The organism is Agrobacterium tumefaciens str. B6, assembly GCF_001541315.1.
GTDB lineage: Bacteria > Pseudomonadota > Alphaproteobacteria > Rhizobiales > Rhizobiaceae > Agrobacterium > Agrobacterium radiobacter.
The window spans coordinates 24549-47731 of sequence record NZ_LMVK01000050.1 but is presented as its reverse complement, the minus strand read 5'-3'; the positions used below and the strand labels follow the sequence as shown (position 1 = coordinate 47731).

The following is a 23183-nucleotide window of genomic DNA, read 5'->3' as shown; positions in this document are numbered from 1 at the left end:
ATGATCGGGCTAATATATACATCCCACAGCCCGTACCCGTCATGCCGGACTTGATCCGGCATCCAGCCACGGCGCGTCTGCGCCGTGAAAGATGTTTCTCGTGATCAAGGAGTTGATCGCGCTGGACCCCGGATCAAGTCAGGGGTGACGAATACGAAGGATGCGCGAACCCATCCGCAGTAAAAACACCTCCCCGATAGCTCAGGGAGGTGCATCATTATCGAACAGTCGGACTTCCTTTTACAGAAGGTCGAAACGGTCAGCGTTCATCACCTTCGTCCAGGCGGCGACGAAATCACGCACGAATTTCTCCCTGCTGTCGTCCTGCGCGTAAACTTCCGCATAGGCGCGCAGGATGGAGTTCGAGCCGATGACGAGGTCTACGCGCGTGGCCGTGTACTTGGCTGCCCCGGTCTTGCGGTCACGAATCTCATAGAGATTGTTGCCGGTCGGAACCCAGGAATAGGCCATGTCCGTCAGCGTCGTGAAGAAGTCCGTCGTCAGCGCGCCGGGTTTGTCGGTGAACACGCCATGCGCCGTACCGGCGTAATTGGTGCCGATGACGCGCAGGCCGCCGATGAGCACGGTCAGTTCCGGCGCGGTCAGGCCGAGAAGCTGTGCGCGATCCAGCAGCAGTTCTTCGGGGCTGACGACATAGTCCTGCTTGACCCAGTTGCGGAAACCATCCGCCAGCGGCTCAAGCGGAGCAAAGCTGTCAGCATCCGTCTGCTCGGCGGAAGCGTCACCACGACCGGCCGCAAAAGGTACGGCAATGTCGAAGCCGGCCGCCTTGGCCGCCTGTTCCACACCGTAATTGCCGGCGAGAACGATCACATCCGCGATGCTCGCGCCGCTTTCACGGGCAATCTGCTCCAGAACCGAAAGCACACGGGAAAGACGGGCGGGCTCATTGCCTTCCCAGTCCTTCTGCGGCGCAAGGCGGATGCGTGCGCCATTGGCACCACCACGTTTATCCGAACCACGGAAGGTGCGGGCGCTGTCCCAGGCGGTCGAGACCAGATCCGCAACCGTCAGACCGGAGGCGGCGATCTTTGCCTTTACGGCAGCGACATCGTAGCTCGTGGAGCCTACCGGGATCGGATCCTGCCAGATCAGGTCTTCGGCCGGAACATCAGGGCCGATGTAACGCGCCTTCGGTCCCATGTCGCGATGCGTCAGCTTGAACCATGCGCGGGCGAAGACGTCCGAGAAATGATCCTGGTCGTCCTTGAACTTCAGCGAAATCTCGCGGTAGATCGGGTCGACCTTCAGAGCCATGTCGGCATCGGTCATCATCGGAATGGTGCGGATCGAGGCATCCTCGACATCCACGGGCTTGTCTTCTTCGGCGATGGTGATCGGCGCCCATTGTGATGCACCGGCAGGGCTGTGGGTCAAGGTCCACTCATGCTTGAACAGCATGTCGAAGAAGCCGTTGTCCCACTTGGTCGGCTCGCTCGTCCAGGCACCTTCGATACCGGAAACAACCGTGTCGCGACCAATGCCGCGGCCCTTGGTGTTGATCCAGCCAAGGCCCTGAAATTCCGGGCCTGCGGCTTCCGGATCGGGGCTGAGGTTGGCGGCGCTGCCATTGCCGTGCGACTTGCCGATGGTATGGCCGCCAGCGGTGAGAGCCACGGTTTCCTCGTCATCCATGCCCATGCGGGCGAAGGTTTCGCGCATTTGCGCCGCCGTTGCCAGCGGATCGGACTTGCCGTTCACACCTTCCGGGTTGACGTAGATGAGGCCCATCTGCACGGCGGCAAGCGGGTTTTCCAGCGTCTCAGGCTTGGTCACGTCGCCGTAACGGCCATCGCTCGGGGCCAGCCATTCCTTTTCGTCACCCCAATAGGTGTCCTTTTCCGGAGCCCAGATGTCTTCACGGCCAAAGGCGAAACCGAAGGTCTTCAGACCGGCGACGTCGTAGGCAATGGTGCCGGCGAGCGCGATCAGGTCTGCCCAGGAAACCTTGTTGCCGTATTTCTTCTTGATCGGCCAAAGCAGGCGGCGGCCCTTGTCGGTGTTGACGTTATCAGGCCAGGAATTGAGCGGGGCAAAACGCTGGTTGCCGGTGTTGGCGCCACCACGACCGTCCGTTACGCGGTAGGAACCCGCCGCATGCCAGGTAACACGGGCCATCATGCCGACGTAGCTGCCCCAGTCTGCCGGCCACCATTCCTGGCTGTCGGTCATCAGGGCGCGCAGATCGGCCTTCAGGGCCTCGACATCGAGCGTCTTCAGGGCTTCGCGATAGTTGAAGGAGGTGCCGAGCGGATTGGTCTTGGTATCGTGCTGATGCAGGATGTCGAGGTTCAGCGCATTCGGCCACCATTCGGTCACCGATTTACCGGAGGCCGTGTTGCCTCCATGCATGACGGGACACTTGCCAGCCGGTTTTGAAGTTGCGTCCATTTCGCCCTCCGATGGGTTTAGCAATTAAACAAATTATCAGTTCGACATGTGCAGCATTCCGAGCCAGAGGCAGCGGCAGGTCATCAAGGACTCTGCTGCGACGCCGGTGATCGTTCACAGCTACAGCTTCTTTCTGTCATGAAGATGACTAACAGCCGGGTTCCATAATTTCCAATTGTATATTCTAAAGGCTGCGATATGCTGAGCTTATGATTGCGCTCTCCATGAAACATCTCCGTTATTTCGATGCGCTGGCCAAGATCGGCCATTTCGGGCGTGCGGCGGAAGCCTGTGCCATCTCCCAGCCTGCACTATCTTTGCAGATACGGGAACTGGAGGAATTAATCGGTGCGCCGCTCGTCGAACGCGGCAGCCGCCAGATCAGGCTGACGGCGCTTGGTGAGGAATTTGCCGAACGCACCCGGGCCATCCTGCGTTCGGTGGACGAGTTGCAGGATCTGGCGCGTGCGGGGCATGGCCCTCTCAGCGGTCGCCTGCGCATCGGTGTCATTCCCACCGTTGCGCCCTATCTCTTGCCGCAGGTGATCAAGACTCTCACCCGGCATTATCCCGGACTGGAGGCGCGCCCGCGCGAAGCGGTAACGCAGAAACTCATCGAAGACCTGCTGGAAGCCCGGCTAGACATGGCAATCGTCGCCCTCCCGGTCTCGGAACCCGCGCTGGAGGAGGTTCCGCTGTTTTCGGAGGAATTCATTCTGGTGCGGCCGATGGAGGATGCGGGTATGCCGGTGCCGAGCGCCGACAAGCTCGGCGAAATGCGGCTTCTGCTTTTGGAGGAAGGCCATTGTTTCCGCAACCAGGCGCTTTCCTTCTGCAGCACGACCAATGCGCCGCCGCGCGTGCTGATGGAGGGCTCTTCGCTCTCCACCCTCGTACAGATGGTCGGCGCCGGCATCGGCGTCACACTCATTCCGCAGATGGCCGTCGATATGGAAACGCGGCAATCCACCGTTTCGGTATTCCGGCTTGCGGAACCGCGCCCGTCGCGCACCATCGGCATGGTATGGCGCAAGAGCAACCCGCTCTCGGCGCAGTTCGCCCATATCGCGGAGATCGTCCGCGAATGCGGCCTTCAGAAGCTCGGTCTCGCGGCATAGGCACTTGGTTCGGACGATCGCGCGCGCCGTAACGCACGCGATCTACACATAAAGCGGCTGGCCTATCGCGCCGCGACTTTCGCGTGCCCGTCGTCGGTCCATTGCGGCGGCGCGCCGAACTTGTCGGCCACCATGCCCTTCAAGCCGCGCGACCGGCCATAGGCATCGCACTCGACATATTTCGGTTTTCCGCCCAAAGCCGACCGGATTCGATGGCCAGAGGGAATAGAGAGGTTCAGACCGTCGGAAACCTTGCCCGACACCAGAATACGCGCGAAATAATTGGAGAAATCGTCGGCGAGCCCGTAGGCATCGCCGATCTCCGACACTCGGGCCTTACCGGTAATGGAGTTCGCGCCCTTGGACCAGACGGCCGCCGCGCGCTGGACGCCGCTGCTATCCACCGCCTCGGCCTCGACGGCCAGCCCGCCGAGCCCGAATGGGAGACGCGGCACGCTGACCGGCAGGACGAAGCCGCTGCCGAGTGTCACGGCCGTTGATACCCCGGCCATGGTCTTGTCGGTTGGCACCAGATCGGTGATGACCGTGCGCACCGTCATATCCGCCGGCTGGCCAAGGGCGGCGATCCGGTATTTATCGCTGAGCGCCACGCAGATGGCGCGATCCAGCGCATTCGAAACAAGGGCACGATCCCTTTCCGATGTAACCCGTGACGAGGCGGCGAAGGAGAAGGTGGTCGGGACGATGGCGACGGTCTTGACCCCGGCCAGCCCGGTGGCGTCCACGAAGGTTCGCGATTTGGTGAACTTTCCCTTGGCCGGGCTGAGCTGCGCATAGGAGGTGAGCGTGCCACCTTCTTTCAGCGGCACGGAGGTGCAGCTGGACATGAGGATGGCGAAGGGCAAGGTGGCGAAGGCGACACCGCGGCTGCGGGAGGCCTTGTCGCCGGAACCCCGGGCAAACAGATTCCACTGTTGTTTCACTGCACGTACTCCGGTTGGGATGATTGATCCTGTGCCCCACACGGTACGACAGCTAAAATTGCGGCAACATTACAATCACCCGCCTCTGGACAGCGCGCAACGCGACGATCAGAAACGTAACCGGAAGGTACTTCCGAAGGCGCTGCTATCCAGAAAGATTCGCCCGTTATGGTTGGCGACGATCTGCTTGACGAGGCTGAGGCCAAGCCCTGCCCCGGTGCTGCGCGGTGTGATGCGGTAAAAGGGCTCGAAAATCCGTTCCCGCTGGTCTTCGGCTATCCCCTGCCCCTCATCGGAAATCGCGATCTCGCCATTGGCGAGAACCGAGATATGGATCATCCCCCTGTTCCCGCCATAATCGATGGCATTGCGCACGATGTTGCTGATCGCACGCGGCAGGGTGAAGGGGTCGCCCATCACCTCATATCGAGCGATCTGCGTGTCGAAGGAGATGTCATAACCCGCCGAAAGCGCAAGCGGCGCGAGATCGGCGACGACGGTGCGGGTCATCTCTACGAGCTCCACCGTCTCGCGCCGGTCGTTTACCTGATCGATTCTTTCGAAGGCGAGAAGCTGTTCCGTAGTCTCGCCAAGCCGCGCGACATCCTCCATCAGGCGTTGCTGTTCCGGCCCCGGCAAGCCCTCTATCCGGGTCTGCATGATCGCAATCGGCGTTCTCAGCTCATGCGCCGCATCGATGAGAAAACGCTGGCGCGCCCGAAACTGCTCTTCCAGCCGTTCGAGAATGCTGTTGAAGGCAAGGATCAGCGGAACCACCTCGCGTGGCACATCCTCGACCGGAAGCTTTGAACCCGGCCGCCGCGGATCGATCTCGGGGGCCTTTCTGACGACGGAACTGAGGCCGGAAAGCGCCTGGCGCACGATGCGGGGAACCGAGAAGAACACGGCGGGCAGGATGACAGCCAGCAGGGGAACGTAAATCTTGTAGGTTCCGGCAAGAAGTGTCAGGAACTGCCCGCCTACATGCGTCGTTCCGCCGAACATGACCCTCACCGAACCCCATTTCGTTTCCATGCTTTCGACCAGGGCGACCTCGACGATGCCTTTTCCTCCGCGAATATCGGCATCCGTCATCAGATGCAGATACCGCGACAATTCCTCATAAACGGCGGGCACGGCGCCGTAGGTCGCCACCCGCCCGTCCAGCGTGGAAGCCACGAACCAGAGCGTTGAGTTCTCCGCCTTCAGGGCCTGCAATGCCGGGCCATCGGTAATGACCAATCCCTTTTGCGGATCGAGCGAAAGCGATTCATCAAGTGTGGCCGAGAGGTCGTCCCAGAGCGCAATATTGGGGGAAAGCATCATCACGCCGTAAAAGCAGAGCCCGATGATGACCACGGCAATCATGGCAGAGACGACGACGCTGAGCTGCCAGCTCAGTTTCCACCACAAGGACGGGTTGGACGTGCCCTGCGCTTTCATGCTTCTTCCTTCAACAGATAACCGATGCCACGAATATTATGCACGCCGACGCCTGCGGACGCATCGAGCAGGCGTTTTCGCAGCCGCGATATATGCGCGTCGAGCGCATTGGACTGGATCTCCTCCTCGTAATTGTAAACGGCTGCCTCGAGCGTGGAGCGCAGCACGGATTTGCCCTTGCGTTTCGCCAGCGCGATGAGAACCGCAAGCTCGCGCCTTGGCAGATCGAAGGGAACCGAATTGATCGTGACGCTGAGATGGAGCGGATCGATGACGATGCGGCCTGCGGTGATCTGGGCCGGCGCAAGATTTGCCGGCCTCCTCAGAACCGCGCGCACCCGCGCCAGCAGCTCGCCGACGAGAAACGGCTTGCCGAGATAATCGTCGGCGCCGCCGTCCAGCCCCGCGATCCGCTCTTCCGGCTCGTTCATTGCCGTCAACAGAATGATCGGCGTGTCGATGCCAGCGCGGCGCAGCTGCGGAATGAAGGAGAGCCCTTCCCCATCAGGCAGGCGACGGTCGAGCAGGATGGCGTCATAGACGTGCTGACGCGTCAGCTCCATCGCATCGCCGAGCCACATCGTATGGTCGATGACGATCCCCTGCTTGCCAAGCGTCGCCGTCAGCGCATCCGCCATTTCCTTTTCGTCTTCGATCAACAGAAGTCTCATGCGTCACCGTCCCTTCGCCTTCCGTTTTCTGCCAGAAAGGTTGCGGCAGTATTGCGGCGAAGAAGACGCCGAAGCATTTACAACCAGGATCCATAACGGTTTCACCTCTGGAAAATGCATAAAAACAGAGCTTTGGAGCATTAGACGGTTCCGTTTAGGCGGGCGCGCCCCGGCGGGTAATGCTGCTGCAATTATGGATGCCTATCCAGAAACCATCCGCCTCGACAGAGGCAATGCGACCGCCTGAGCGGCGGTCCCGGGATGGAAAGGATTTCAGTATGTGGGTGAAGAGAACCATCAAGGCGGGGATCGCGCTTGCAGGTTGCGTTCTCGTTGTCACCGCTCTCGATCCGGCGCGCGGCAGCGTCGATGCGAATGAGCGTGTCAAAGGCATCGTGAACGGGCTCGTCGAAACCGCTTCGATGAGCCCCGCAGGCACGCCGTTCGAACTGACGGCCGCGGAAACGGCAAAGATCGGTACGCGCGCGATGGTGGAGCGGCTTGGCGTCAGTGGCGAGCTTCAGCCGATCACCCGCGTGGTGATCCGCGCCCGTGAAGCCGGCAAGATCGTCGAAATGAATGTCCGCGACGGAGATGCGGTGCAGGCGGGCAAGCTGCTCGTGCGTTTCGAAACCGATGAGTCGCAATCGACGCTTTTACTGCGGCAGAGCGACCGGGATGCGGCCGAGGCCGAGCTGATGCTGGCAATGCAGGCCCTGACGAGAACCGAACAGCTTGCCCTGAAAAACATCGCTTCGACGGAACAGCTCGACAAGGCGAAAAGCGATGTCGCGGTGAAGACGGCAAGGCTCCAGAGCCTTTCGGCGCAGGCGGATATCGCCCGCCTCGCCCTTCGCAACGCCGAAATCCGCGCGCCGTTCAGCGGCACCGTCACCCGGCGGCTGGCCGAGGCGGGATCGCGTGTCGGCGCAGATGGTGAGCTTCTCACACTGGTCGATACCAGCGTGCTGGAAGCGAAGGTTCTTGTCGCCACCCGCGACATACCGCGCGTGGCGCTCGGCCAGACGGCGGAACTGGAAATTGACGGCCTTGGCGGCCAGATCGTCAAAGGCACGGTGGACCGCATCAGCCCGGTTGCCGAAGACGGCACCCGTTTTGTCGCCGTCTATCTGCGGCTTGCCAATCGTGACGGCCGGCTGTGGGGCGGAATGTTCGCCAGCGGATCGATCCTCCTGCGTGAAAAGAACGATGCGCTTGTCGTTCCCGCAATCGCGCTGCGCAAGGACGAGACGGGTTACCATGTGCTGAAGGTGGAGGATGGCCGTCTTCGCCGCCAGACGGTCGCCGTCGGAGCGCGCTGGAACGATGGCAGTCTGGTCGAGATTGCCGCCGGCCTGAAGGATGGCGAGATCATCCTCACCGCACCGCTTCCCGAACTGGGGCCTGACATGGCCGTCACCATCGACAAGGCAGGCTGAAATGTTTTTGACCCGCATATCCGTTACCCACCCTGTTTTTGCCACCATGATGATGGTGGCGCTTCTGGTCATGGGCGCCTTCTCGCTGCAGCGGCTTGGGCTGGACCAATATCCCAATGTCGACGTTCCCGTGGTGGTCGTCGTCACCTCTTATCCGGGCGCGACGCCGGAGACGGTGGAGACCGAGGTGACACGCCCGGTCGAGGATGCGCTGAACGCCATTGGCGGCCTCGACGAGGTCACATCCACCTCCTATGAGGGGCGTTCCGTCGTTGTCGCGAAATTCAAGCTCGAGGTGCAGAGTTCGGCCGCCGCGCAGGAGGTCCGCGACAAGATCGCCGCCATCGAGGCGAATTTTCCGGAAGACGCCAAAAAACCTGTCATATCGAGGTTCGACCCTGCCGCCGAGCCGGTCCTGTCGGTTGCGATCAGCTCGACATCGCTCGATGTGCCCGCCCTCACCACCCTTGCCGACCAGAAGGTGGTGCGGCAGTTGACGACCGTTGCCGGCGTCGGCCAGGCAACGCTGGTTGGCGCTCGCAAACGGCAGATCGGTGTGACGATCGACGAGACGCGCATGCGTGCCCTTGGAATAGGCATTAACGAGGTGGTGAATGCGCTGCGCACCGGCAACAGCAACAGCCCGGCCGGAAGCGTCGTCGATCCCGTCTCCGAACGGACGATCCAGGTGCAGGGCCGTATCGAGGAGCCGCAGGCGCTGCTGGACATGGTCGTGGCAAGGCGTGGCGGCACGGCCATCGAGCTTCGCGATGTCGCCACGCTTTCGGAAGGGGCAGCCGATGCCGAAAGCCGCGCCCTCTATAGTGGCCAGACGGCGCTGGCGATCGACATCGTCAAGGTTCAGGACGCCAATACCGTTCAGGTGGCGACGGATGTGAGAAAGCGCCTCGATGCGCTCAACGCCGAGCTTGCCCCGCAGAACGTGCAGCTGCGTATCGTCACGGATTCATCGATACCCATCCGCGAATCCGTCAGTCAGGTACAGACGACACTGATCGAAGGTGCGGCGCTCGCCGTCGCCATCGTCTTCCTGTTCCTCAATTCCTGGCGCAGTACGGTGATTACCGGGCTGACGCTGCCGATCGCCATCATCGGCACGCTCGCGGTGATCGATTTCCTCGGTTTCACGCTCAATACGCTCAGCCTGCTGGCGCTGACGCTTTCCATCGGCATTCTAGTGGATGACGCCATCGTGGTGCGCGAAAACATCACCCGCCATCTCCATATGGGCAAATCCCACCTGCGCGCAGCCCTCGACGGCACCAATGAAATCGGGCTTGCGGTCATCGCGACAACGGCGACAATCGTGGCGGTCTTCCTGCCAGTTGCCTTCATGGATGGCATCGTCGGCCGGGTTTTCTACGAATTCGGCGTCACCGTCTCCGCCGCCGTGCTGATCTCGCTTTTCGTCGCCTTCCCACTCGACCCGATGTTATCAAGCGTCTGGTACGATCCGGACGCCCAACCCGATGCAAAACGCGGTCCGATAGGCCGACTGATCGCGCGTTTCGACCGCAGCTTCGAATGGATGGCCGGTCAGTATCGCCGCGCCATCGGCTGGACCCTGCGGCACCGGCTCGTCACCCTGCTTGTCACATCGGGCATCTTTACCGGCAGCCTGTTCATGGTGCCGCTGGTCGGCACGGAATTCGTTCCGAATGCCGATGAAGGCCGCTTCCAGGTCAACATCACCGCGCCGGTCGGCTCCTCTCTGGACTATACGACCATCAAGGTACGGCAGGTCGAGAAGGCGCTGAGGGAATTTCCCGAGGTCGAGATGCTTTATTCTACCGTCAACACCGGCGCCGCCGCCGGCAAGCATCGCGCCGCCATATTGGTGGGGCTGGTGCCGCTCGATATGCGAAGCCGAACCCCGCTCTCCCTTGCCAAGCCGGTTCGCAAACGCCTGTCAGCCATACCTGGCATTGAGGCCACGATCCTGCAGAACGGACTTGGCGGCGGCGAAAGCCCGGTGCAGCTGAGCATCCTCGGCGACGACCGGGCTGTTCTTGAAAAAATCGCCGCCAGCCTGGTCGAAGACATGAAAAAAATTCCGGGCCTCGTGGATGTGACCTCCAGTGCGAAGGATGTAACCTCTGTCCTGTCGGTACGCCTGAAGCCTGCGGCGGCGAGCGATCTCGGTATTGCCCGCTCCGATCTTGCCGCAGCACTCTCCCCCCTTATCGGCGGGGAGGATGTGTCGAAATGGACGGATACGGACGGCAATACGTACGATATCGTCATCCGCCTGCCGGCCGAGCGGCGGTCCGACCTGGCAAGCCTCGGTGAATTGATGATCGCAAATGGCCGCACGGCGGCGAACGGTGCGCCGCTGATGGTGCGTCTCGATCAGGTTGCCGATATCGGCATCATGCCGGCCCCCGCCGAAATCCGCCGCATCGACAATCGCCGCGAGATACTGGTTTCGGCCAATATTGCCGGCCGCACGCTTGGCGACGTGACGGAGACCCTGCAGGGCCTGACCGCCGGTCTTGACCTGCCGAGCGGCTATCGCATCCGCTTCGGCGGCGACGCCGAAACCATGCAGGAAACCGTCGGCCATATGGTCACGGCGCTCAGCATGGCCGTCATCTTCATCTACATCGTGCTCGCCTCGCAGTTCGGCAGCTTCTTGCAACCGCTCGCCATCATGGCGTCGCTGCCGCTGTCGCTCGTCGGCGTCCTCATCGGGTTGATGATCGCCGGCAGCACGATCAACATGTTCTCGCTGATCGGCTTCATCATGCTGATGGGCCTCGTGACCAAAAACGGCATCCTGCTGGTGGATTTCGCCAATCGCGAGCGACGGCGGGGGCTCTCGCTGAACGAGGCGCTCGAGAATGCCGGTGTCATCCGCTTCCGTCCGATCATCATGACGACGCTTGCGATGATCTTCGGCATGATCCCGCTCGGCCTGGCCGTCAGCGGCGGTGGCGCGCAGCGCGCGCCGATGGCCCATGCGGTGGTTGGCGGCCTCATCAGTTCCACGCTGCTGACCCTGATCGTGGTACCGACCATCCTGTCCTATCTGGACAGCATCATCAGGCGTTTCGCCCGCCTGTTACCGAAAGCGCCGGATGAAACGGGGCATTCGGGCAATGAGGCGCAACCTTCCCAAAAGCAGCCGGTCTGACAAGGTCGGCTAGACACCAATCCGGCTGACAACGGGAAGGCGACACCGCCTTCCCGTCATTCCGGATGGTGCCCCTGTCGTCATCTCAGCAAAAGAATCGCAGCCGGGCCCGCCAGAAGCAAAGCGATGGCGATAATCGGATGGAGATACCGCAATAAGAAGCGGAGAACGGGACGACGTAAATTCATGCAACGGCTCCTGATGACAATCATCAGGCAAGGGTGGGCATGTCCTGTTGCGGTGGCATTACAGTACCGGCTGCAGGAAGGAATGCCGGGCAGATGCGGTTACGGTCTCTCGCCGCTCTGGCGTTTCTTTTTCCCCTTTGGCCGGAAATCGACCAACAGTGATTTCAGTTCGATATCGCGAACGCGTCTTGCCGCCTCGTCAGGGCGCACCCATTCCAGCAGGCGTTCACCGTGCTCCTTGAAGGTCGCGTCCGTTTCCGTCACCTCTATCTGGAAGACGTCGACCATGCAGGGAACGACATCGCCATTGTCGAGCATCTTGAGATAGGTATAGCGGCCCACCGCATCCTTCTTCACCCGGCCACGCACGCCCGCCTCCTCCCACGCTTCGATCGCCGCCGCCTGATGCGGCTTCTTGCGCTTCATCGGCCAGCCGCGTGGAATGATCCAGCGCTGACTGGTGCGGGACGTGACGAGGAGGATTTCGATATCCACGCCATTGTCGGCATAACGGAAACAGAGCGCGGCATATTGCTGCCGGAAAGCACCGGTGAAGAGCTTTTCGGGAACCGCAGCCAGCTGCTGGAGCAATGTGAGTGGACGGGCCGGACGGGTTTTCCGGCGATTCTTGGAAGATTTCATATCCGTTGATAGTGCTGATTTTCCGGGTTGCATCAATGCCCCGCGTGCATTTATGACAGTTTTATGACAATCACCCCCCACAACTGATAAAGCGCCATTGAGGGCCAATTCGCATGATGAGTATTTTTCGCAAGCTGATGCCGCGCGAGGACCGTTTCTTCGACATGTTCAGCAAACATTCCGAAACCGTCATCAAAGCGGCTGAAGCCCTTGACCAACTTTTGAGCGGCATCAACGTTGAGAAGAACTGCGACCTCATCGTCGCCCTCGAGCATCAGGCGGATGACATCACCCGCGAGGTGCTGCTTGCGGTCAGGCGGAGCTTCATCACTCCCTTTGACCGTGGCGACATCAAGGACCTCATCCAGTCCATGGATGACGCCATCGACATGATGCACAAGACCGTCAAGACCATCCGCCTGTTCGAACAGAGCGAATTCGACCCGCTGATGAAGGAAATGGGCCACGAGATCGTACGCGCGGCGGGCCTGATTGCGGAAGCCATTCCGCTTCTCAACAAGGTCGGCACGAATGCGCATCGCCTCTCGGCCATCGCCGAAGAGGTAACCCGCGTCGAAGGCCGCTCCGACGAGCTTCACGACCTGGGCCTGAAGGACCTCTTCCGCCGGCATGGCGCGAGCGGCGATGCCATGGCCTATATAATCGGCAGCGAAATCTACGGCGAACTCGAAAAGGTCGTCGACCGCTTCGAGGATGTCGCCAACGAGATCAGCGGCATCGTGATCGAGAACGTCTGATGGATGTCGCGCTTGCTCTGCCGCTGCTCGTCGGCCTTATCGCCATCGCGCTGTTCTTCGATTTCCTGAACGGTCTGCATGACGCCGCCAATTCCATCGCCACCATCGTCTCCACCCGGGTGCTGCGGCCGCAATATGCGGTCGCCTGGGCGGCCTTCTTCAATTTCATCGCCTTCCTGTTCTTCGGCCTGCATGTGGCGGAAACGCTCGGCACCGGCATCATCGATCCGGCCATCGTGTCGCCGCAGGTCATCTTCGCGGCGCTGATCGGCGCGATCGTCTGGAACATTGTCACCTGGATTTTCGGCATTCCCTCCAGCTCCTCGCATGCGCTGATCGGCGGCCTCGTCGGTGCGGGTTTCGCCAAGGTTGGCTTTAATTCCATCGTCTGGTCGGGCCTGCTGAAGACGGTGGGGGCGATCTTCATGTCGCCAGCCATCGGCTTTTTCCTGGCGCTCGTTCTCGTGCTTGCCGTGTCCTGGCTGTTCGTGCGGCAGACGCCCTTTGCGGTCGACCGCACCTTCCGCGTCATGCAGTTCATCTCCGCCTCGCTTTATTCGCTGGGGCACGGCGGCAATGACGCGCAGAAGACCATGGGCATCATCGCCGTGCTGCTTTTCAGCCAGGGGCATCTCGGCGAAAGCTTCTACGTGCCCTTCTGGGTGGTGATTTCCTGCCAGTCGGCCATGGCGCTCGGCACGCTGTTCGGCGGCTGGCGTATTGTCCATACGATGGGGTCGAAAATCACCCGGCTGAACCCGATGCAGGGGTTCTGCGCCGAAACCGGCGGGGCGCTGACGCTGTTCGGCGCAACATGGCTCGGCATTCCGGTCTCCCCCACCCACACGATCACCGGCGCCATCATAGGTGTCGGCGCTGCCCGCCGTGTCTCGGCGGTGCGCTGGGGGCTTGCCGGCAATATCGTCATCGCCTGGATCGTGACCATGCCGGCAGCCGCACTGATCTCCGCTGCCGTTTACGGGCTGACCTCGCTGTTCTGATAACTCCATCCCTGCCCCGATTTGCGGTCCCTCCCGGAACAAAAGCCACCCTGTGGCTGTTGATCCGGGAGACCAATGCGGATCGCGGACATGGCACGGCAGGTTTTCTGGAAGGGTTATCTGAAGCTGTCACTGGTGACGGCCTCCGTCTCGCTGACGCCTGCAACGACCGAAGGCAACAAATACCGTTTCCACATTCTCAATCGCAAAACCGGCAATCGCGTCGAAAGCCGCTATGTCGACAGCGTCACCCACAGGCCGGTCGCCGCCAGGAACCAGGTGAAGGGTTTTCCACGCGGCGAGGATGACTATGTGCTGCTGGAGGATGACGAGATCGATGCGGTGGCGCTGGAAAGCACCCGCACCATCGATATCAAGACCTTCGTGCCGAAAGGGTCGATCGACTGGATCTGGTACGACCGTCCGCATTTTCTGCGCCCGGAAGACAAGATCGGCACCGAAGCCTTCAGCGTCATTCGCGAAGCCATGAAGGCGAACGATGTTTTCGGCATTGCGCGTCTGGTGATCTACCGTCGTGAAAGGGCAGTCCTGCTGGAACCTTCAGGCAAGGGCATCATCCTGTGGACGCTGCATTATGGCGAGGAGGTGCGCGAAAGCATCGACGCGCTGGAGCCGAAGATGAAAATTGACCGGCCGTTGCTGGACGCCATGGAAAAACGCATCGGCAAACAGGTCACGGGTTGGAAGCCAACTCTGGTGCAGGACCCCATTCAGAAAAAGATCAAGTCCCTGTTGAAGACCAAGGGCGAGGAGGTCTCCTCCTCGCCAAAGAAAACCGGCACCAAGGCCCGCACCGGCGGCAATGTCATCAACATCATGGATGCGCTGAAGAAAAGCCTCGCTTCCGAAAAGAGAAGCTGAGGATCGGCGTCTTCACCGGGCCTTTTTCGGCAGCGGTTCGGCGGCGGCAAAAAAGCCGTCCCACGGATCTTTTTTCAGCGCGGAAAGACGAGCCCCGATATTGTTGACGGTGAAATGAGCCGGGCCGATCTCGGCTGTCAGTTCCGACCATTCGAGCGGCGCTGAAATGGCGGCTCCCGGCCGGGCACGTGTCGAATAGGCCGCAACCGCGGTATTGCCCCTGCCGTTGCGCAGATAGTCGATGAAAATGCGGCCCTGCCGTTTCGCCTTGGTGGCGACGGAGAGATATTTCTCCGGTTCGGCCTTCGACATATCAGCCGCCATGGCCTTGGCGAAGGCCTTTACCGGGGCCCAGCCCGCCTGCGGCTTCAGCGGTGCGACGACATGCAGGCCCTTGCCGCCCGAAGTCTTGACGAAAGCGGCAAGCCCGGCCTCTTCGAAACGCCGTTTCAGTTCCAGCGCCGCCTCGATCACCTCTTCCCATGCCACATCCTCGCCGGGGTCAATATCCATGGTTATCATATCAGGCTTTTCCCAATTGGCGGTGGTCACGCCCCATGGGTGGATTTCAAGCGCGGCAGATTGCACGAGCGCCATCAAGCCATCAAAATCGGTGATGCGGATCAGCGGCTCACCGCCCTTGTCCTTGGGGTCCCTGATCTCCTCGACCGCCTTGTTGATGCCGCGCCAGGCATGTTTCTGGAAGAAACGCTGCCCTTCTATACCCTCCGGGCAACGCAGCAGTGCCAGCGGCCGGTTGACGACAAAGGGCGCGATGTGCCGCCAGACCTGCGCATAATAATCGGCAAGCCCCTCCTTCGTCACGCCATCGTCCGGCCAGTACAGCCGGTCCGGATGGGTGAACTTGATCGTCGATTGCGGCGCCTTGGTGTCGGACACGGCCTTCTCCTCGCGTTCGATTTCTCCTGCGGGCTTGTCTTCGCGCAGCCCCCGGAAAGAGGAATGACGCAGATTGCCATCTCCAGACCATGCGCGAAACTCCACTTCCGCCACCAGTTCCGGTTTGACGAAATGAAGATCGCGTCGGGCAAGCGCGGTGAGTTTCTCACCGAACGGGCTTTCCTTGCGCTCAAGCGGCTTCAGCCGGCCAAGCAGCATCTCCGCCATTTCGCCCGTATAACCTGTCCCGACACGTCCGACATGGCGCAGTTTGCCATTTTCATAGACACCGAGCGCCAGCGATCCAATGGCGTGGTCCGATGTCGAGGAGACAGTATAACCACCGATAACGAATTCCTGTCGCATCGAGCATTTGGATTTTACCCATTCTCCCTTACGCCCGGAAACATATTTGCTGCTCTTGACCTTGGAAATGACACCCTCAAGACTGAGCCGGCAGGCATGGTCGAGGACAAGCGCGCCACTTTCTTCAAAATGCTGGCTGTAACGGAGATAGGGATCGCCCGCCGGCAACAGCTTTTCGAGCAGCGCCTTTCGTTCGCTCAATGCCGCACCACGCAGATCGCTGCCATCGAGATAAAGAAGATCGAAGGCGTAAAACACGAAACGGTCGCTGCGTCCTTCGCTCAGATCCTGCTGCAAGGCGGAGAAATCGGAAGCCCCGCTATCGCGTTCCACGACGATTTCGCCGTCGATCAACACCGTTTCCACCGGCAACGCCTTGATAGCTCCTGTCACGGCCCCGCCGAATTTCTCCGTCCAGTCCAGCCCGCTGCGGGTCAGGAGCTGGAGCTTGCCCTGATCGACGCGCGCCTGCAGACGATAGCCGTCAAATTTGATTTCATGCAGCCAGCGATCTCCGTCGGGCGGTTTCGGCTTGAGCGTCGCGAGCGCCGGCGGCACGAAAGACGGCATAGCCTGTTTGCGCGCGCCTTTGGGCAGCGCATGCGCCTGTTTTTTGCCCGACGTCGAAGCGGCGGCCTTTTTCGATACCGGCTTGGAATTCCAGGTATCCTTCGGTTTGGCCGCGACTTCCTCGACGCTGCGCCCGGTTTTCACCGATCCCGGCCATTCCTCCAGAATATCCGCACCGCCTTTATGTCTGGCTTCCTCGTCGTCGCCCTTGATCAGCAGCCAGTTTTCCCGGCTTTCGCCCGGCTTTCCATGCATGCGCACCAGATGCCAGCGTCCTTTCAGCTTTTCGCCTTCCAGTTCAAATTCCAGATGACCTTTGCGATAACCTTTCCGGGCGTCACCGATCGGCTGCCAGATGCCGCGATCCCAGACAATCACGGTGCCGCCGCCATATTGTCCCTTGGGGATAACGCCTTCAAAATCACCATAGCTGAGGGGATGGTCCTCCACATGCACCGCAAGGCGTTTGTCCTCGGGATCGAGACTGGGACCGCGTGTCACCGCCCAGCTTTTCAGCACGCCATCCATTTCCAGCCGAAAATCATAATGCAGGCGGCGGGCATCGTGTTTCTGGATCACGAAGCTTGATCCCTGCTGTACGGCCTTCGTACCCTTGGGCTCCGGCGTCTTGTCGAAACTGCGCTTGGCGTTATAGGTCTGTAATCCCATGGATCAGCTCGCTTTCCGCGGCGCCTTGCGGCCTGCTGCCGTCGCCTTTTTCCCGGCTCCCGCCCCCGCGCTGCGGCGCAGGGCCTCCTTGAGATCGATGATATTGTCTTCCTTGCGCGGCGGTTGCTTGGCGATTTCCCGGCCTTCGATCTTGGCTTTCACAAGTTCGGCCAGCGCGTCATTATAACGGTCGCTATAGTCGGCGGGATCGAACGTGCCGGCGCGCTTTTCGATGATGTGACCGGCGAGCTCGAGCATTTCTTCATCGAACTCGATGTCGGGGATCGACTTGAAGACCGATGTCTGCGAACGGACCTCGTAGCTGAAATTCAGTGTCGTCGCGACGAGAGCCTTACCGCGCGGACGGATCAGCAGGACACGGTTGCGGCGGAAAAGCACCGCTTCGCCGAGAGCTGCGACATTCTCGTCGTCCATCGCTCTGGCAAGAAGCGTCAGCGCCTCTTCACCACCCTCCCCGCCCGGCGCAAGATAATAGGACTTGTCGAAATAAAGCTTGTCGATCTCGTCACAGGGCAGGAAGTGACTGACGCGGATGACCTTGTCGCTCTCTGGCATCAGCTTCGCGATCTCGTCGCCCTCGATGACGATATGATCACCATTGTCGAGCGCGTATCCCTTAACCTGATCGTCGCGAAGAACCGCCTCGCCGGTATCACTATCAACATATTGCCGCTCGACGCGGTGACCGGTCTTGCGGTTGACGATATTGAACGCGATTTTTTCCGCCGAGGTCAGTGCGGAATAAAGGCCGATTTCGCAGTTGAAATCGGCAAAGGTCAGATGGCCTCTCCAGCTGGCTCTGCGGTTCATGTCCGTCGTCCCTCGTCATCGCTGCGGGAGGGCATTTCCCGGCGTCGGTCGCCGGCCAGAATGCGCTCGATGGCGGGTACATCCGCCTCCGCCAGAACCGGCACCGGGTCGGACGCCATGGCTTCCAGCACCTCCGGCGACAGCCCGCCATTGCGAATCACCCACTCCATCGCCTCGCGGGTCTGCCGCTCCGCTTTCAGCTGCGCATAAAGCGCCAGTATCAGCCGGTCGCGGACATCGAAGCTCTTCAAGCTACTGTCTGAACGTTCTGCCTGCCGTTTCATCTCGAAATCCTCAAAGGCCATCCGGCATCGGCGGGCATCACCTCAGGCAATGCCCCTGCCGCCGGTGACGCCATAAACCTCACCATTGATGAAGCTCGCATCCTGCGACGCCAGCAGCACGTAAACGGGCGCCAGTTCCACCGGCTGTCCCGGACGGCCGAAATCGCTGTCCTTGCCGAAATTCTTCACCTTCTCGTCCGGCTGGCCGCCGCTCGGCTGAAGAACCGTCCAGAACGGCCCCGGCGCAACGGCGTTTGCCCGCACGCCCTTTTCGATGAGCTGTTTGGCAAGCGCTTTCGTATAGGCGACGATACCGGCTTTGGTGGTGGCGTAGTCCAGCAGGATGGCGGAGGGCTCATAGGCCTGTATCGAGGCGGTGGTGATCACTGACGCCCCCGGCTTGAGATGAGGAACAGCCGCCTGCGCAATCCAGTGCAGGGCATAAAGATTGGTCTTCATGGTGCGGTCGAAATCGTCGGTCGACAGTTCTTCTATGTCTTGGCGATATTGCTGTCTCGCGGCGTTGATGACCAGAATATCCAGCCCGTCGAGATCGCCGGCCGCTTTCTCAACCAGTTCGCGGCACCATGCCTCATCGGTGATATCGCCGGGCAGCGCACCCGCCACGCGGCCCTCCGCCTCAATCAGCGCCACGACCTCCTCGGCGTCGGATTCCTCTTCCGGCAGATAGGAGATCGCCACATCCGCGCCTTCCCTGGCAAAGGCGATGGCGCCCGCGCGGCCGATACCTGAATCGCCGCCGGTACTCAGCGCCTTGCGCCCGGCACGCTTGCCGGTGCCCTTGGAGCTTTTTTCTCCATGATCAGGGAAAGGCGTCATATTCGTCACCAGACCCGGCATCTCCTGGGTCGGGGTCGAAAAGGGCGGGCGCGGATACTGGCTGCGCGGGTCCTGTGGCTCGAGGCGGTCTGTCATCGTGGTCTCTCCCGTCAATAGAAGTTCATCCGAGGCGCGTTCATGACAGGGGATCAAACCACTCCCGTCAGGCTGGTCGTCGGCACCGCCGGGGCAACCGCAGCATGGACGCGCCACACGCAAGCCTAACGATCTGCCGTCGCTCTCGTTCCATCCGATGTGGGAAAGGCGGGGCGACGGCGTCCTGCACCGTCGCCTCATTTATCAAACGGAATGTTTCTTCCGCGTGGTGGTTCTTACGACCTGCGCGGGCGCGACATCCGGTTTGCCGAAGAGATAACCCTGCGCCTGCGCGCAGCCCTCGTCGACGACCATGCGATATTGCGCATCCGTTTCAATCCCCTCCGCCGTGACCGGCAGATCGAGGCTGCGGCCAAGGCCGATCACCGCGCGCACGATGGCGCGGGCATTGTCATCGTCGCTCATGGCGGCGATGAAACTGCGGTCGATCTTTATCTTGTCGAAGGGGAAGCTCTGCAGGTTGCTGAGCGAGGAATAACCCGTGCCGAAATCATCCATGACGATGGCGACACCGAGCGCCTTCAACTGGTTGAGGATGATCAGCGTCGTCTTGCGATCTTTCAGAAGAGCCGCTTCCGTGATTTCGAGCTCCAGCCGGTTCGGCGAAAGCCCGGTCTGCATCAGGACGGTGCAGACGACATGACCGAGATTGGCCAGCGAAAACTGCAACGGTGAGACATTCACCGCGACCTTCAGATGCGGCGCCCAGCCGGCCGCCTGACGGCAGGCCTCACGCAGTACCCATTCGCCGAGCGAGATGATGATCCCACTTTCCTCGGCAATCGGAATGAAGACATCCGGCGGCACCACGCCCCGTGTCGGGTGCTGCCAGCGCACCAGCGCCTCGTAGCCGACGACCTGGCCGCATTCGACTGACAGCACCGGCTGATAGTTCAACAGCAGCTCGTTGCGATTGATGGCAAGCCGCAGATCCGTCTCGAGCTGGCGGCGTTCGCGCGCCTCCTGATCCATCACCGGGTCGTAGAAAGCCAATATGCCGCGTCCGCCCATCTTCGCGCGGTAAAGCGCCAGATCCGCGGCATGCATGATGCTTTCATGATCCCGGCCGTCCCGTGGGAAGACGGCGATGCCGATGCTGACGCCAACGGAGGTCGGATCGTTGGCGACATTCATCTTCAGTGCGAACATGCCAAGGATCGTCTCTGCCAGCAGGCGCGCCCCTTCCGCCCTGGTGTGCCGCGCGGTCAGGATGACGAACTCATCGCCACCGAGACGGGCCACCACATCGCCTGCCCTTGCACATTCATCGAGAATGGCGGCGACCTTTTTCAGGACGCGATCCCCTTCGGCATGGCCGAATATGTCGTTGACCGCCTTGAACCGGTCGAGATCGAGCGCCAGCAGCGCAAATTCGTCATCCTCGTCGCAATGCTCGATCTGCTGGTAAAGACGGGTCTGGAACATGGTGCGGTTGGAAAGGCCGGTCAGAACATCATGGCGGGCGAGATATTCGATTTCCCGCTGCGCTTCCCGCTTTTCCGTCAGGTCGCGAATGGCCATCACCTCACAGGGGCGGCCGCGATATTCGATCGTGCGTACGCTGAGTTCGAATATCTGCGCCTGCCCGGCGCGCTCGCGCACCGCCTCCACCGGCGTATGGCGCGGCAGATAAGCGGGCTGTCCGTCGATAGCCTTGAAGAGATCGTCGGGGTTCTGTCCGACCAGCGATGCTTCATCCCTGCCCAGAAGGCCGGCAAAACGGGTGTTCAGCTCCACGATCCGCCCATCGCGGACGACGGCGAGGCCATCAAGCGTCGCATCCACGAGACCCTTGAGATCGACAAGATAACGATCCACCAGGGCGGCAGCGGCGGTGGAAGACAGGATCAGGAACGTGACGCCGGAGATGGCGCAGATCATGATCAGCCGGGCGACATTGTCGGGATCAGGCCCGGATACGGACGGATCCGGCGAAAGCACCGTGGCCGACATGGTCGTGAAATGCAGCGCGCAGATGGCGAAAATCGCCGATGCGGCCGGCGCGGCGATGCGCTTCCAGGAACCGATGCGACGGAAAAGAAAAAAGGCCAGAAGGAAAGACACCCAGGCGACCGCAAAACCGCCCAGCACCGGCCACCACCGGTAGCTGATCGTGGCGGCGACATCCATTCCCGCCATTCCGACGAAATGCATGACGGCAACCGACAGGGTAATGAGCGTGCCGACGATGACAGGGCTGTAAGCGGCCTGCGAGCGGGCGGTGAGCGCCAGCCAGAAACCGATAACGGCGAAAACCGCCGACAAAGCCGTGAAGGCGAAATCATAACCGATCGGAACCGCGCCCTTATAGGCGAGCATGGCGACGAAATGCGTGGCCCAGACGCTCAGTCCTCCGGCAAAGGCGGCAACCAGCACCCAATAGGGCTTACGGCCGGCCGGACTTTCCTCCGCACGCAACAGAAGGTGAAAAAAAGCAAACATGCCAAGCAGGCAGATAACAGCTGCAAGAAGAACGACCGCGCGGTCGTGCTGTATGGCAACGCATTCCAAAACCGTGAACATGCTGCACTCTCCCAGCCTCTGAAGAACCGCTCACGGTGGCACTATGGGAGTGCTTTATTTATAAATCTCTAATGCAACTATTGATAATTGTATCAATATTTTCTCGCGCAAAGGAAAAGAGTCCGGGCCGGCGTGCCAAGCTGTAACACTTTTGGCAAACCGACCTGAAAAAGTGATCGACCGAAGCTTTTACTTCCAGCTTCGATAATCTGCCGCGGTGCATCCGAAAGGCGCCGGGCCATCGGCGAAACGCTCCTGCAGACGGGCGCAACCCCACTCGTTCAGTGCTGCCGGCAGCATGTTGTTGATGTCCATTCCGGGCGAGTTGAATTGCGACGGAGCGCTTGTGAGATACCACAGCCAGTAACCGAACACCGCAACGATGATGACGGCAACGATGGCAACGAAAGTGCCCAGTCTGCGCAGCAGGCCCGGCCCTTTCTTCATCGCCGAGGCCTGGGCCGCGGCAGCCCCCTGCGTCTCGCTCGCGACCATCGGGGCAAGCGATGCGAGAGCTTCCGCCCGCTCCTGCTCCGTAAGGTCGATCCGCTCCAGCTGGTCGTCGAGCAGAACCGGCAACGCGCTGTTGCCATGCAGGACCGCGAGCGCCACATCATGTTTACCGGTATGGCCGACGACAACGGGAATGCGACCCCGCTCCAGATGCGTAAAGGATTGCCGCTTGGTTTTATCGTCCCTTACCGTATCGGCATAGGTCACGAAGAGACAGCTACGTTTTTCGGCAACGGCCGTCAGCGCGACCGGGATGACGGTCAAAGGCGCGGGCTTGCGCAGTTGCAGACGAACCCGCAGGACACGGACAAGCGTGAGCAGCATCGCAAGACTGCCGAAACCGAGCAGGGCGACGAACACGCCGAGCGTGATGACGCGGTTCCAGAGCATGTCGAGGCCCAGCGAAATCGTTGCGAGTTCCGGGTTCTTCGCGGAGATGACCAGCCCGGTTTCGTAATCGCCGGAATGGAAATCGACGAACATCACCTCGACATCCTTCTTGTAGCTCACGCCCGCCTGTTCGTAGGAAAGATCCGCCTCGCAGGTCGTGAAGATCGCCTTGCGCGTCTTGCAGCTGCCGTTGATATCGCCGTTTTCAATCTCCAGCGGGTCTTTGCTGATCTGATAGTCGCGCAATATGCCCGGGCCTTCGGCCACGAGCATGACGACCGTGATCACCAGAAGCACGGGAATGGAGAAATAATAGGCCGCCGGCACCGAAATGACGCCACGTTTGAGGCTCAGCGGCCGCGACGGAAGTTTTATCTGTGCAAGGTTCATGGTCGTCAACGCATTCTTCGGGAGGTGGGTGAGCGGAGTTCGCGACTCTCGCCCGACGGAAGGAATAGTCATCGGACGGTCTAATCCGATGAAGTCCTTGAGAAAACCCCCTGAAATTGCGGGGATGATACCGACAAT

The 23183-nt window shown here is 60.8% G+C and carries 18 protein-coding genes; 7 read left to right on the top strand and 11 right to left on the bottom strand.

Features of this window, described 5'->3' with window-relative positions; all coding sequences use genetic code 11:
* Nucleotides 1–240: 240 nt before the first annotated feature.
* Nucleotides 241–2412: a catalase/peroxidase HPI gene (gene katG, locus ASB65_RS24090; RefSeq protein ID WP_060725565.1), complete on the bottom strand. Its 2172-nt coding sequence runs from the start codon at nucleotides 2410–2412 to the stop codon at nucleotides 241–243.
* A gap of 209 nt (nucleotides 2413–2621) precedes the next feature.
* On the opposite strand from katG, the gene ASB65_RS24085 reads away from it, so the two are divergent.
* The gene (locus ASB65_RS24085; protein ID WP_003505612.1) at nucleotides 2622–3530 is read left to right on the top strand and encodes a hydrogen peroxide-inducible genes activator; all 909 of its coding nucleotides are present in this window, start codon (nucleotides 2622–2624) and stop codon (nucleotides 3528–3530) included.
* Between the two features lie 62 nt (nucleotides 3531–3592).
* Here the strand turns inward: ASB65_RS24085 and ASB65_RS24080 are convergent, their stop codons facing one another.
* The 3 genes from ASB65_RS24080 to ASB65_RS24070 all read right to left on the bottom strand — a co-directional run bounded on the left by ASB65_RS24080 (nucleotide 3593) and on the right by ASB65_RS24070 (nucleotide 6588).
* Nucleotides 3593–4474, bottom strand: a complete 882-nt coding sequence (locus ASB65_RS24080; protein WP_060725564.1) for a DUF3313 domain-containing protein — start codon at nucleotides 4472–4474, stop codon at nucleotides 3593–3595.
* A gap of 108 nt (nucleotides 4475–4582) precedes the next feature.
* On the bottom strand, nucleotides 4583–5917 hold the full coding sequence (locus ASB65_RS24075) for a sensor histidine kinase (RefSeq protein ID WP_060725563.1): 1335 nt from the start codon (nucleotides 5915–5917) through the stop codon (nucleotides 4583–4585).
* Nucleotides 5914–6588, bottom strand: coding sequence for a response regulator transcription factor (locus ASB65_RS24070; protein WP_020009793.1), 675 nt, complete (start codon nucleotides 6586–6588; stop codon nucleotides 5914–5916). Before ASB65_RS24070 ends, ASB65_RS24075 begins: the two co-directional genes overlap by 4 nt.
* Here ASB65_RS24070 and ASB65_RS28415 point away from each other — a divergent pair.
* The 3 genes from ASB65_RS28415 to ASB65_RS24060 are packed head-to-tail and all read left to right on the top strand — an operon-like array spanning nucleotide 6587 to nucleotide 11181.
* A complete protein-coding gene (locus tag ASB65_RS28415) occupies nucleotides 6587–6835 on the top strand; it encodes a hypothetical protein (protein ID WP_139786531.1) in 249 nt (82 codons plus the stop codon). The genes ASB65_RS24070 and ASB65_RS28415 overlap by 2 nt on opposite strands.
* Nucleotides 6836–6866: 31 nt before the next feature.
* On the top strand, nucleotides 6867–8027 hold the full coding sequence (locus ASB65_RS24065; RefSeq protein WP_060725562.1) for an efflux RND transporter periplasmic adaptor subunit: 1161 nt from the start codon (nucleotides 6867–6869) through the stop codon (nucleotides 8025–8027).
* Nucleotide 8028: 1 nt separating this feature from the next.
* A complete protein-coding gene (locus ASB65_RS24060; protein ID WP_060725561.1) occupies nucleotides 8029–11181 on the top strand; it encodes an efflux RND transporter permease subunit in 3153 nt (1050 codons plus the stop codon).
* 287 nt (nucleotides 11182–11468) lie between these two features.
* Here ASB65_RS24060 and ASB65_RS24055 read toward each other — a convergent pair whose 3' ends face one another.
* Nucleotides 11469–12011, bottom strand: a complete 543-nt coding sequence (locus ASB65_RS24055) for an NUDIX hydrolase (protein WP_060725560.1) — start codon at nucleotides 12009–12011, stop codon at nucleotides 11469–11471.
* Between the two features lie 113 nt (nucleotides 12012–12124).
* Between ASB65_RS24055 and ASB65_RS24050 the strand changes: the two genes are divergently transcribed.
* The 3 genes from ASB65_RS24050 to ASB65_RS24040 all read left to right on the top strand — a co-directional run bounded on the left by ASB65_RS24050 (nucleotide 12125) and on the right by ASB65_RS24040 (nucleotide 14652).
* The gene (locus ASB65_RS24050; RefSeq protein WP_060725559.1) at nucleotides 12125–12769 is read left to right on the top strand and encodes a DUF47 domain-containing protein; all 645 of its coding nucleotides are present in this window, start codon (nucleotides 12125–12127) and stop codon (nucleotides 12767–12769) included.
* Nucleotides 12769–13770, top strand: coding sequence for an inorganic phosphate transporter (locus tag ASB65_RS24045; protein WP_060725558.1), 1002 nt, complete (start codon nucleotides 12769–12771; stop codon nucleotides 13768–13770). Before ASB65_RS24050 ends, ASB65_RS24045 begins: the two co-directional genes overlap by 1 nt.
* Nucleotides 13771–13860: 90 nt before the next feature.
* Nucleotides 13861–14652: a Ku protein gene (locus tag ASB65_RS24040; RefSeq protein ID WP_060725712.1), complete on the top strand. Its 792-nt coding sequence runs from the start codon at nucleotides 13861–13863 to the stop codon at nucleotides 14650–14652.
* Nucleotides 14653–14664: 12 nt separating this feature from the next.
* Here the strand turns inward: ASB65_RS24040 and ligD are convergent, their stop codons facing one another.
* The 6 genes from ligD to ASB65_RS24010 all read right to left on the bottom strand — a co-directional run bounded on the left by ligD (nucleotide 14665) and on the right by ASB65_RS24010 (nucleotide 23045).
* A complete protein-coding gene (ligD, locus tag ASB65_RS24035) occupies nucleotides 14665–17157 on the bottom strand; it encodes a DNA ligase D (RefSeq protein ID WP_060725557.1) in 2493 nt (830 codons plus the stop codon).
* 3 nt (nucleotides 17158–17160) lie between these two features.
* Complete coding sequence (locus tag ASB65_RS24030; protein WP_060725556.1) at nucleotides 17161–17988, bottom strand: Ku protein; 828 nt, start codon at nucleotides 17986–17988, stop codon at nucleotides 17161–17163.
* Nucleotides 17985–18272: a hypothetical protein gene (locus tag ASB65_RS24025; protein ID WP_003505599.1), complete on the bottom strand. Its 288-nt coding sequence runs from the start codon at nucleotides 18270–18272 to the stop codon at nucleotides 17985–17987. Before ASB65_RS24025 ends, ASB65_RS24030 begins: the two co-directional genes overlap by 4 nt.
* A gap of 42 nt (nucleotides 18273–18314) precedes the next feature.
* Nucleotides 18315–19208, bottom strand: a complete 894-nt coding sequence (locus ASB65_RS24020; RefSeq protein WP_060725555.1) for an SDR family oxidoreductase — start codon at nucleotides 19206–19208, stop codon at nucleotides 18315–18317.
* Between the two features lie 204 nt (nucleotides 19209–19412).
* Nucleotides 19413–21752 carry an EAL domain-containing protein gene (locus ASB65_RS24015; RefSeq protein WP_060725554.1) on the bottom strand — a complete coding sequence of 780 codons (2340 nt, stop codon included), beginning with the start codon at nucleotides 21750–21752 and terminating at the stop codon, nucleotides 19413–19415.
* Between the two features lie 189 nt (nucleotides 21753–21941).
* Nucleotides 21942–23045 (bottom strand): hypothetical protein, encoded by a 1104-nt coding sequence (locus tag ASB65_RS24010; RefSeq protein WP_060725711.1) that lies wholly within the window; start codon nucleotides 23043–23045, stop codon nucleotides 21942–21944.
* Nucleotides 23046–23183: the final 138 nt, after the last annotated feature.

Coding starts and splice junctions, on each gene's coding strand:
- ASB65_RS24015 (WP_060725554.1), bottom strand. CDS start 21,752: ATGTTCACGGTTTTGGAATGCGTTGCCATACAGCACGACCGCGCGGTC.
- ASB65_RS24040 (WP_060725712.1), top strand. CDS start 13,861: ATGGCACGGCAGGTTTTCTGGAAGGGTTATCTGAAGCTGTCACTGGTG.
- ASB65_RS24025 (WP_003505599.1), bottom strand. CDS start 18,272: ATGAAACGGCAGGCAGAACGTTCAGACAGTAGCTTGAAGAGCTTCGAT.
- ASB65_RS24065 (WP_060725562.1), top strand. CDS start 6,867: ATGTGGGTGAAGAGAACCATCAAGGCGGGGATCGCGCTTGCAGGTTGC.
- ASB65_RS24060 (WP_060725561.1), top strand. CDS start 8,029: ATGTTTTTGACCCGCATATCCGTTACCCACCCTGTTTTTGCCACCATG.
- ASB65_RS24085 (WP_003505612.1), top strand. CDS start 2,622: ATGATTGCGCTCTCCATGAAACATCTCCGTTATTTCGATGCGCTGGCC.
- ASB65_RS24020 (WP_060725555.1), bottom strand. CDS start 19,208: ATGACAGACCGCCTCGAGCCACAGGACCCGCGCAGCCAGTATCCGCGC.
- ASB65_RS24045 (WP_060725558.1), top strand. CDS start 12,769: ATGGATGTCGCGCTTGCTCTGCCGCTGCTCGTCGGCCTTATCGCCATC.
- ASB65_RS28415 (WP_139786531.1), top strand. CDS start 6,587: ATGCGTCACCGTCCCTTCGCCTTCCGTTTTCTGCCAGAAAGGTTGCGG.
- ASB65_RS24075 (WP_060725563.1), bottom strand. CDS start 5,917: ATGAAAGCGCAGGGCACGTCCAACCCGTCCTTGTGGTGGAAACTGAGC.
- ASB65_RS24030 (WP_060725556.1), bottom strand. CDS start 17,988: ATGAACCGCAGAGCCAGCTGGAGAGGCCATCTGACCTTTGCCGATTTC.
- ASB65_RS24050 (WP_060725559.1), top strand. CDS start 12,125: ATGATGAGTATTTTTCGCAAGCTGATGCCGCGCGAGGACCGTTTCTTC.
- ASB65_RS24010 (WP_060725711.1), bottom strand. CDS start 23,045: ATGAACCTTGCACAGATAAAACTTCCGTCGCGGCCGCTGAGCCTCAAA.
- katG (WP_060725565.1), bottom strand. CDS start 2,412: ATGGACGCAACTTCAAAACCGGCTGGCAAGTGTCCCGTCATGCATGGA.
- ligD (WP_060725557.1), bottom strand. CDS start 17,157: ATGGGATTACAGACCTATAACGCCAAGCGCAGTTTCGACAAGACGCCG.
- ASB65_RS24055 (WP_060725560.1), bottom strand. CDS start 12,011: ATGAAATCTTCCAAGAATCGCCGGAAAACCCGTCCGGCCCGTCCACTC.
- ASB65_RS24070 (WP_020009793.1), bottom strand. CDS start 6,588: ATGAGACTTCTGTTGATCGAAGACGAAAAGGAAATGGCGGATGCGCTG.